Source organism: Acinetobacter sp. YQ_14 (assembly GCF_043102985.1).
In the GTDB taxonomy this organism is placed as follows: domain Bacteria; phylum Pseudomonadota; class Gammaproteobacteria; order Pseudomonadales; family Moraxellaceae; genus Acinetobacter; species Acinetobacter venetianus.
Map to the genome: position 1 here is coordinate 58,372 of NZ_JBICJJ010000020.1, position 10,597 is coordinate 68,968.

At 36.1% G+C, this 10,597-nt stretch carries 10 protein-coding genes; 3 read left to right on the forward strand and 7 right to left on the reverse strand.

Translation table 11 applies throughout. From position 1 onward, the window contains the following. Nucleotides 1-11: 11 nt before the first annotated feature. On the reverse strand, nucleotides 12-2,618 hold the full coding sequence (gene pepN, locus ACF8D3_RS10180; RefSeq protein ID WP_392471358.1) for an aminopeptidase N: 2,607 nt from the start codon (nucleotides 2,616-2,618) through the stop codon (nucleotides 12-14). Nucleotides 2,619-3,048: 430 nt separating this feature from the next. Between pepN and ACF8D3_RS10185 the strand changes: the two genes are divergently transcribed. Further along, nucleotides 3,049-3,306: a hypothetical protein gene (locus tag ACF8D3_RS10185; protein WP_004878699.1), complete on the forward strand. Its 258-nt coding sequence runs from the start codon at nucleotides 3,049-3,051 to the stop codon at nucleotides 3,304-3,306. A gap of 66 nt (nucleotides 3,307-3,372) precedes the next feature. Here ACF8D3_RS10185 and ACF8D3_RS10190 read toward each other — a convergent pair whose 3' ends face one another. Both ACF8D3_RS10190 and ACF8D3_RS10195 read right to left on the reverse strand, forming a co-directional pair. Further along, the gene (locus tag ACF8D3_RS10190; protein WP_061391648.1) at nucleotides 3,373-3,843 is read right to left on the reverse strand and encodes a DUF2147 domain-containing protein; all 471 of its coding nucleotides are present in this window, start codon (nucleotides 3,841-3,843) and stop codon (nucleotides 3,373-3,375) included. Nucleotides 3,844-4,056: 213 nt separating this feature from the next. Beyond that, on the reverse strand, nucleotides 4,057-4,533 hold the full coding sequence (locus ACF8D3_RS10195) for a DUF2147 domain-containing protein (RefSeq protein WP_004878695.1): 477 nt from the start codon (nucleotides 4,531-4,533) through the stop codon (nucleotides 4,057-4,059). Nucleotides 4,534-4,839: 306 nt separating this feature from the next. Here ACF8D3_RS10195 and ACF8D3_RS10200 point away from each other — a divergent pair, with 306 nt between their 5' ends. Further along, on the forward strand, nucleotides 4,840-6,000 hold the full coding sequence (locus ACF8D3_RS10200) for a hypothetical protein (RefSeq protein WP_392471361.1): 1,161 nt from the start codon (nucleotides 4,840-4,842) through the stop codon (nucleotides 5,998-6,000). Nucleotides 6,001-6,017: 17 nt separating this feature from the next. Continuing rightward, nucleotides 6,018-6,833 (forward strand): hydroxyethylthiazole kinase, encoded by an 816-nt coding sequence (gene thiM / locus ACF8D3_RS10205; protein ID WP_392471363.1) that lies wholly within the window; start codon nucleotides 6,018-6,020, stop codon nucleotides 6,831-6,833. 154 nt (nucleotides 6,834-6,987) lie between these two features. On the opposite strand, the gene ACF8D3_RS10210 is transcribed toward thiM, so the two are convergent. The 4 genes from ACF8D3_RS10210 to ACF8D3_RS10225 form a co-directional block, all read right to left on the reverse strand. Next, nucleotides 6,988-7,377 carry a tetratricopeptide repeat protein gene (locus ACF8D3_RS10210; protein WP_392471365.1) on the reverse strand — a complete coding sequence of 130 codons (390 nt, stop codon included), beginning with the start codon at nucleotides 7,375-7,377 and terminating at the stop codon, nucleotides 6,988-6,990. Between the two features lie 43 nt (nucleotides 7,378-7,420). Further along, nucleotides 7,421-8,227, reverse strand: a complete 807-nt coding sequence (locus ACF8D3_RS10215; protein WP_392471367.1) for a tetratricopeptide repeat protein — start codon at nucleotides 8,225-8,227, stop codon at nucleotides 7,421-7,423. Beyond that, entirely contained in the window at nucleotides 8,217-9,659 is a 1,443-nt protein-coding gene (locus ACF8D3_RS10220; RefSeq protein ID WP_392471369.1) for a LysM peptidoglycan-binding domain-containing protein, read from the reverse strand. Before ACF8D3_RS10220 ends, ACF8D3_RS10215 begins: the two co-directional genes overlap by 11 nt. A 2-nt stretch (nucleotides 9,660-9,661) precedes the next feature. Beyond that, nucleotides 9,662-10,597, reverse strand: a 936-nt coding sequence (locus ACF8D3_RS10225) for a DUF2345 domain-containing protein (RefSeq protein ID WP_392471371.1), incomplete at its 5' end; no start/stop codon positions are given.

Sequence of the window (10,597 nt, forward strand, 5' to 3'; positions counted from 1 at the left end):
CTTCTATCAGATTAGATACTCAACAAAGAGTTTAATGTTTCAGATACATTTTTCGACTTCACCTTTGGCTGTAATGCTTTTAAGGCTTGTTGAACCTGAGTGCGTTGCGGCTCGATTAGTGTATACCAACGTGAAAGCACTTGTAGCAAACGAGATCCTAAAATCGGGTTTTTCTCATCTAAATATGCAGCAAGCTGAACGAAATGATCAACGCCATAACTCCATGTATTTACAGGATTCGCCGCTAAACCACCGCTAACTGAACGAATACGGTTCGGTGTACCTAGATCATAATCAACGTGTTTGGTTAGATATTCAATGGTCTCTGCTGTTGCGCATGGATTTGAAGCTTGAATCATAAACCATTGATCTAATGACAAGGCTTCATCTTTGAAATGATTATAAAAATCATCTAAAGCCGCCTGTGCTTGTGGTGCATCATTCCAAACTAATACACGTAGAGCACCTAAACGTTCAGACATATTAACAGTCTGTTGATACTGTTCATAAGCCAACTCAAATACAGTATCATCACCTTGGCGAGCAAGCATATTCAACATGATATTTTTTAGCGCACGAACACCCATTGCCAAAGAAAATTCTTTTTGCTGATCTGGATCTAAAACAAGATAAGTTTCTTTCCAGAATGATCCTAATTCACGCGCTAAACGATTCAGCACAGACTCGCGTTTTTCACGAACAATTTCTGGCTCATAGTCTTGATCAATACGACTACCCAAATAGTTTTCACTTGGTACATCAAACAGACGTGAAGCGAGTAATGGATCTTTATTCACTAAATCTGGCAATGTATTTTTAATCGCCTGAATATATGTATCTGCTTTATGATCTTCTAATAGGATACGTTCTAATAACGTTTGAGTTGCTTGCCATTGGTTAAAACCGTTGGTTTCATGCTGAATTAAGAACGCTAAATCATCATTCGAATAATCAAATATCAAATTCACTGGTGCAGAGAAATTACGTAATAATGAGGCAACAGGCTGTTCAGTTATGCCTGTAAACTCAATCGTTGCCTCATCCGTATCAAACAGATAGACACCATCTTTCACATTATTTACAAATAAATCAGTGCTATGCAATGTATATTGCTCACCTGTATTGGCATTGAATAATGCCAAAGCAACAGGAATCGGAACAGCTTTCAAATTCGGGTATTTTGGATGTGCTTTTAAACTTTGTTTAAAGCTCAAACGATAAGTTTGCGCAGCAGCATCATATTCACCTTTTGCTTCTAACTTAGGTGTCCCTGGCTGGTTATACCAAGTGAGGAAGTTAGACAAATCCACACCTGAACCAGCGCTGAGTGCCGCAACCCAATCTTCAACGGTTACGGCTTGACCGTCATGACGAAGGAAATATTCATCCGTTCCTTTACGATATTTTTCTTTACCTAATAAAGTCGCCATCATGCGGTTAATTTCCGCACCTTTCTCATACACTGTCGCAGTATAGAAATTATTAATTTCCACAAAATGATCTGGACGCGGAGGATGTGATAACGGACCAGCATCTTCAGGAAATTGATGCGATTTAAGTACAGCAACATCATCAATACGTTGTACTGCGGCGGACTGCAAATCTTCAGAGAAAGATTGATCACGGAAAACCGTTAAACCTTCTTTAAGGCAGAGCTGGAACCAATCTCGACAAGTAATACGATTACCTGTCCAGTTATGAAAATATTCGTGCGCAATCACTGACTGCACACGCATAATTGCGGCATCAGTCGTAAATTCTTCATCGGCAAGCACACATGAGGTATTAAAGATATTGAGACCTTTATTCTCCATTGCACCCATGTTGAACTGGCTCACAGCCACAATCATATAGTTGTCTAAATCGTAAGGACGACCATAGTGTTCTTCATCCCAACGCATAGAATGCTTTAAAGCTTCCATAGCAATATGACATTTTGGAATATCTTTTTCGATAGCATATATTTCTAATGCAACGTCACGCCCTTCTGAAGTCGTATAACGATCTTTCAGCACCGCCAAATCACCAATCACACAGGCAAATAAATAGCTCGGTTTTTTGGTTGGATCTTGCCAAATCGCAAAATGACGGCCATCACCTGCCTCACCTGTTTCGAGCAAATTACCATTGGCCAATAAAACTGGATATTTTTTATCTGCCTCTACACGTGTGGTAAATACTGAAAGTACATCTGGGCGATCAGGATAGAAAGTAATTTTACGGAAACCTTCTGGCTCATTTTGCGTAACAAATAAATCGCCAGCTTTATATAAGCCTTCAAGTTGTGTATTTGATTCTGGATGAATAATGACTTGTGTTTGAAGAATGACCTCATCTGGTGCATCTGTGATCTGCAATTGTTCACTGTCTAGAACGTATTGATCTGCACTAAGCATCTGACCATTGAGTTGAATCGACTTTAGCTCTAAATCACGGCCTAAAAGCGTTAATGCGCCTGCTGCCTGACGCTTCATCACTAGTGTTGAATCAACAATTGTATGATCATCATAAACTTGAATATCTAAATTAATTGATTCAACCAAGAACGATGGCTTTTGATAATCTTTTAAATAAATGGTTTGATCCGTTTGAACAGGAGGTTGAGCCGCGATATTCATCAGTATTCCTTATCTTTCATGATTTCATGTATATGGTCTTGTCGACAAGACTTCTTGAAGCGTCTTTTATTTGCATAAATTATGCCGTTTGGTCTAAAAATCTCGCCTTGAAAACAGTTATAACCACGAGTATCTCAGACATCTGCACAAATCATACGCCAACCAATAAAAACTGTCTGTAAGACCCGACATGCATTTAAAATTTTTATTGGGTTGAGATTGTCTATTTTCAAATAGAATTTGAAGAATCAGCTTATCGTTTAGACAAAATTACAACATAGTTTTCTCTTTATAAATAAAAGTGACAAACCTCTCTGCATTTCATCGCTTAATTTACATTTTTTTCGTTAGCTTTACATTTTGTGCACGGTTATTGCTTAAACATATATGCCAATGTAGGTATTTAAAATAACAAGTGAGGGCTACGACTATGGAATTAAAAGCGCATCTTTATCGCTTAGAAAATATTAAAGCAATCCATGATCTTGCCGCTGCAGGCATCGATCATAACGTTATCTCAGTTTTTTTATCAGCGGAGGGAATTAGTCTAACAACACTAGAAGTCACCAATGTAATCAACACCTACGATGCGCTTGGAAAAGAGAAAGTACCAAGTAAGAAAGTTCAAGCATTAATTGCAGCTAAAAAAATTGGTCAGGAGGACGAAAACTTACCATGCCCTGTTTAACGATTGACTTTATCCAATAAAAAAACCTCGAACCTTGTTTAGATTCGAGGTTTTTTATAAGGCTCATTACGGATTTGCACTATCTGTTCGTAACCACACCACAGTGCGACCTAAAGCAGATACGCCCATATAGCCACGCATACGTAATCGTTTACCATCACCAGTCACAACAGCTTTGCCTTTATAAACACGACCGCTGGTAGCTTCTAATACACGCCCATCAATATAAGCATCAGCTTTGTTTGGATCTTCTCTAAATCCAGACAGAATCTCTAAGCCTAGCAATGGTTTATTTGTATTTGGCGCTGCACATTTCGTACAGTTGGTTAACGCGATACCGCGTGTTGGGTAACGATAAACAATCTTTCCATGAAAACGTCCGTCATTTCCTTTACGGATTTCAACAATTGATAATTGTTCACCTGTTCTTTCTTCGATACTTTTCCAATAGCCTTCGATTGAAGCAGCAAATGTCGTCGCACTTGCAAAAGCAATTGTAAGTCCCATGATTCCTTTCATGAGCATATGATTTAGCATATTAACCCCCGTCTTTAAAAAGTAAGCTATTCATCGTTATAAATTTAATGGTCGAAAATTATCACACTTTTTAGGAAGTTACATCGTACAAAACCACTCTTTAGCACAAAAAACAACCACATCGTCATTTTTATTTCATATACATATGTACATAATTTTAAACAAAAAAAAGCCTAAACTCGTTGTTCAGGCCTCTCTGTAAATAGTTCTTATTTACGGATTCGCACTATCTGTTCTAATCCAAACTTGGGTACGACCTAATGCTGAAATCCCCATATATCCACGCATACGCATACGTTTCCCGTCAGCACTCAATTGTGCTTTACCTTTATAAATATTGCCTGTTTTAGGCTCTAATACACGACCATCAATATACTGATTTGGCTTTTTAGGATCTTCTTTTAATCCCCAAGCAATTTGGAGACCTAAGATTGGCTTATTTTTAAATGGTTCTGGACATTTCACACAATTGGTTAACACTGCTCCACCACCTAAAACTGGATAGCGGTAAACAATCGTTCCTGTATATGTATTATCAGGTTTTTTCTTAATTTCTATGATCGAAAGCTGCTCACCCGTACGGTCATCAATACTTTTCCAAAAACCTTCAGGAGTTGCAGCAAAACTGGTAGAAGTGAATAAAATAAATGACACTCCCATGAGTCCATTCATGAGTGAGTTTCTTTGCATAATATGCTCCGTAATGCAAAATTGATCCATCTAATATACATATGTATTACAACAACAATCTGCAGTCAACACGACCAATAGATATTTAATTATTTAAAATCAATAAGAATTTTAACTAAGTCACAAATTAACAATTAAATGAACAAGGGTTAGCAAAGTTATATTTCCTCTCTGTAATTGAAGACAGTAAAAAATCTAAAAAATTAAATCAAATTTCAAGCTTTTAATTTGCAATCTAAAACTATGCATCATTCTTTTATGCCAACATGTATAATCTTTTATTTAGGCATAATAGGTTTCTTCTCAATGGATTTACAGATTCTACAAAAACAGTTAGATGAAAGTAGCCATTGTCCTCTCTGCCAGGCTTCAATGTACTGGGTCGAAGCTGAACAATACACTCAAGATATCCAATTCAATGAGTGCAGCCATTGCGAACATCGTGTTTTTAAGCCTGATAGCGACATCAACTGTCATTGTACTCAATGCACGGCACAACGAAAGAAACAAACGCAACAAGCACTTTTACAAGAACAACGTAAATACAAAGCAAAAGATGAAATCATCTATAGTCTCAATCAACTCAGTTTTTTACATAAACTGTTCTTGTTAAGTCTATTGGATGGTTATGCGCGTGAAGATATTCAACATGATGAAATGATCCATTGGAAAAACATTAAATATCATGAATTCACACCTAATTTCTTATTCCAGAACCATTTGATTCAAGACCTCGTCAAAGTCGGTATTTTAAAACCACAAGATTCTGGCATTGAAACTGAACATTATTATTTAAATGTTCGCTTAGATGGCTATGCTGACCCAAGTCTGTTTAGTATTACCCACCAGCTTCGCCAGTGGTTTTATGAAAATTTAAGTTTAGGTGTTCCCTTTAAAACTACAGATGAAGTTAAGGATGCACTCTACTTGGTGCTTTACCAAGAGATTGTGCAATTCATGCAGTTCTACTGTCGTACTTGGGGAATTCAAATTGCTGGAAATCGTTCGTTTCAGGCTTTTTGCTACCGTTTGATGGAGGGGTTAGCGATTGGTCAAATTTATTATCTTATTCAAACCGCTTTAGAATATCTTTATAAACAGAAAGCATTGCAGCCGAGAAATGATAAGTTTATTAATACCAACTTATTGAAAAAGACACTTGAACAATATCGTGAACGTGCTTTGGCTGAACGTTGGGAAACAAGCACATTGCCAAGACCACACAACATTCCTTTTAGTAAAATGAGTGAGGTTTTGTTATTTAAGTTTTTAGGTTATGACGAAAATATTTTCTTTCAACCTGTTTGGAAATCTTGGCGTAAAATTGAACCTCGTTTAAATTTTTATTCGGTTAAGCGTTGTATGTATTGTGGTTCGAATGATTTAGTTGTGGACTATGATGCTAAAGATTACGTCTCATTGATTTGCCGTCAATGTAAACATCAAGACCATTATTTTACGCGTTAGTTAGCTCAGGATTTATCATGTCACAGAAACAACAACTTATTGATCAAGTCATAGAAGCTTGGCATTCATTACAAAAACAATCGCCACTCGTTCAATGTATAACCAATAGTGTTGCAAGTAATTACGCAGCGAATATTTTACTTGCCGCAGGTGCGTCACCTGCGATGATTGATAATCCTTTTGAAGCGGAAGATTTTACTAAAATCAGTTCCGCACTCAGTATTAATGTTGGCACACCAACAACTGAACAGACACAGGCAATGTTAATATCAGCTCAAACTGCTCAGCAGCATCAAGTACCATGGATACTTGATCCTGTGGGTTATGGTGCGATTTTAAAGTGGCGTAGTGAAACTGTAGATCAACTTTTAAAATTCAATCCAACAATTATTCGAGGAAATGCCTCAGAAATCAGTGCGCTGGCTGGCAGTCAAATTCAATCCAAAGGTGTAGACAGTACGCTAAATAGCCAAGATGTATATGTACAAGCAAAGAACTTATTAAACCATGCTAAATGTATTGCGATTTCGGGTGAATCGGATTACATCATTTCTAAAGAATTAGATCTTGTTATTCGGGTAAATGGTGGTTGTCACTTGCAACCTAAAATCACAGCAACAGGTTGTGCTTTAGGTGCATTAACAGCCGCGTATAGTGCTGTTAGTACACCTACAATTGCGGCAGTTGCATCACATATTCACTTTGCAATTGCAGGTAAACTTGCTTATGAGCATGCACAAACAGTCGGTAGTTTTAATATTGCATTCCTAGATTATGTGCATATGCTTGATGATAATTTAATTCGACAATATCTGGATGTTGAGTTGGTATAAACTTCTTACTTATTATAGAATTTTTATCTACCGTTCTTCTTTAGATAATCCTCTTCATCCATAATTTCCCATTTACTAGAAGGATCATCTATTGCTATTTGTATATTATCTCCATTTTTTAAAATCCGAATATTTTCTTTAACCACTTTACTATCTAGTTCCAGTAATTTTTTTGAGCGACATCCAAGCCAAACTCTTTTGCTAAAGTGTAATAAGCATACGCAAGATCAAAATCTTGTTTTACTCCTTCACCTTTTTCATATAATGACGCCAAATTATAAGCGGCATGAGGTTCATTGTTTTCTATTGCTTTGTTATACCAGTAGACAGCGTTATCAAAATCCACATTTTCCCAAAAACCATGCTGATAACCATTACCTAATGCATTTTGTGCTTTTTCAAATAAAGAATTAACGTTTTGTTGGCTATTGTTAGCTTCCTGCTTTGCTGTGTTTTTAGAATTACCACACGCCACTAAAGAAAATGAAGATAAAAACAAAATTAGAAAAACTAAGAAAACATTATTTTTTGTTTTAATCTTCATATTCAATCTAACTCACTTATATTAAAAAATTATATAAATTAATTTAATTTGGATGATCAACATACCACTTCAAGTTTTGTTGTGCTTTTGGATCACCTAACTCTGCCAAAGGCTTAATAATTTCTATAGCTTTCGCAACATTTTTATTGACACCTTTACCACTAAAGTACATCTCAGCCAGTTGAATCTGCGCTAGACTATAATCTTGATTTGCCGATTTATTAATCCATATAAAAGCTTTTTTATAATCCTGCTCGACTCCTTCTCCATAGTAATAAGCTTGCCCAATATTAAATAGAGCACTTGCATTATCTGCATCAATATCTATAGCTTGAGAAAAATATGCAAGCGCCTTTTTATAATCTTGTTCAAATACTATTCCTTCTTGGTTATAAATTCCTAACATATTGATAGAATCAGCATGATTCATGCTTGCAGCTTTTTCAAAATATGGTAAAGCCTGCTTATAATTTCCTTGTAAAAACTCTAAGATACCTAAATTATGGATACCACCAACATAATTTTGATCAGCTGCTTTTTGAAACCACTTTTTAGCTTGTTTTAAATCAGTTTCTCCCCAAAAACCATGCTGATAACCATTACCTAATGCATTTTGTGCTTTAGCATCACCTTGATCCGCAAGTTGCTTAAATATTTTATATGCATCTTCGTATTTACCTTGATCGAATAAATTTTGTGCTTTTTCAAATAAGGGATTAACGTCCTGTTGGCTATGGCTATCTTTCGGTTTTGTCGTATTAGTAGAATTACCACAAGCGACTAAAATAAATGAAGATAAAAACATAGTCAGAACAATTAATAAAACATTCTTTTTTGTCTTAATCAACATACTCAATCCCCTTTCCTTTTCCTTTAATAAGGCGTTCATTTCGATCATATAATAAAATGGGAATTGTATAGGATTTTGCAACAGAATGCGTGATTGAAACTGGTTTACCTTCTGCTACTTTCTTGACTTTTTTAGCACTAGCATCAAAAGTATCCTGAAACCCTCTACTCCTCACCGTTCGTTCCACATTATTTCCTTGACTATCAACGTCCTCCACTGTGGCATACCCATTAACCCGACTGATCGAGTAAGCACCCACACTTAATGTATTGGTTAAGGTCAAACCACTCCCTGTCAAATCAGAAACATGTTTGGCTTTTACATTTAAAGTTGTACTTCCGATTGAAACATTTACATCTTTTTTCAAGCTTTCTTTAAGCTTTTTTTCATCTTTTAGCAATTTCGATAATTCATTTATATTTCCACCATTGGCTAAATGAGGGACTTTACTTGGGTCAACTTCACCACTTACACCAACAGAAACAAATAACATCCAGTCTCCCTTATCATCATAAGCAATCCCAATATCCAATGCACTTCCAATAAAATATAATGCTCCACTAAAAGTTATAAATATTTGTTTCGCAGAGGGCTCTTTGGCTTGATACTGTGTGATTGCTAAACCTTTTTCTTTTGAAAACATTAACTCTTTTTTTAGGATTTCAGGAATATAGCGATCTCGATTATTTTTTACTTTTAAAATTTTTCCAACTTGCAGCTTATTCATATCAGACAAAGAAATATTGTTCTGCATTGCAATCAGACTCGGATTAACTTTAAACTTTTTTGCCAAACTCGATAGCGTATCCCCAGCCTTAACTTCATAGACAATATCTACAAAATCATTTGGATTACTTGATTTGATTGATATTTTTTCTTTTTTTACAGCATCTCCAATATAAATTTTTTGTCCAACCTTAATTTTATTCTGGTCTTTTATATCATTATTGCTCATCAACACTTGAATATCTTTTTTAAATTTCTGAGCAATTGTTTTTAAAGTATCTCCGGACTGTACTTGGTAGTAGTCAGACTGATGGTTAGAAGTCCCCTTATCGGCTGTAACAGCTTTACCAAACTTACTAAAAGGAATTTGCACTCTTAAAGCATATTCAATACTTTTCATATGAAGATAATTTTCATTGACGTGTATTTTTTTAACCAATGTCCATTGATTATATGATGTTGGTGTTCCTTTCACATAAACTTCAATAGTGCACACTCCACTCACTTTAAAAGGTTCTGTCTCGCCTTTCTTATTTGTTACTTTCATAAATTTGGGAGGCGTTATCGTAGGGACTACCCATTTTTTTTGTAATTCAGGTGTCAATTGAATAATATCATTACTCGTTTGAATCCTATACTCAAGATTAGGGACAACTTCTTTAAAACCCAAATAAAAAAATGTGATACGGAAATTTAGTTTAGCCAACTTCAGTTCTCCAAATTATCATTTGGTTCTACAAAAAATTCTTCTTCGACAACAAAATCAGGATGTTCAATAATCAACTCCAATTCTTCCATCTCAGAAGATGAAATTCTTTTTGTTCGACCTTTTGCATCTAGAAACCCTTCGTGGAAAGCCCCATTATTCTTATAAATTCTATATTTTGATTGAGAAAAATCAGATAACATATCCAATTGACTTAGATCAAATTTCATACTTTTTTGAACTAACTCAAAGTCTGAACTTGGTAATATTGGAAGTTCATATGCCGCTTTCGCCCCACCCATAAACAAATGCTGCCCTGCCTTCACCTCGAACTTGCCACCTGTGGTCGGGAAAATACCTGAACCATCCAACTTGATCTGAGAACCACCCGCTGTAATCACAATCTCTTTCGGACTAGTGATCTCAATGCGGTCTTCTGTTGAAATAATTTGAATCCCTTGCTTAGCCAGTAAATCCATGCCATCTGACTGCGCCTGAACTTCAAACTTACCTTTAGCAGCGACCTGCTTAATCCCACTCTGTGCAGCAAACAGGCTCGCTTTACCACTGACATGAGCAATCAAGTTCTTTTGCGTACTTAGATTGATACTATCGCCCGCAAACTGATTGATCTGTCCATCTGCCGATAAATGAATATCTTCATTGGTACTTAGGCCAATACCTTCAGGAGAATTGAGTAAAAGGACAGCTTTGTTAAATTTAGCAATATTTGACTCTAGCGATTCAAAAAAAGCTTTTAGCTGTTCAATTGACTCAATCTCATCCGTCTGTTGGTTCTTCGCAACTTCACTTAAGGCTTTGGCATTGTTTTGATTGCCTTCCAGCTGTTCCTTGGCTGGTTGCGCATCAAGGTGGTCACCTTCAGCTTGTTCTTGGGCATGAGTGGTGATGAGTAAGCCTTCACCTGCTCGTACTGC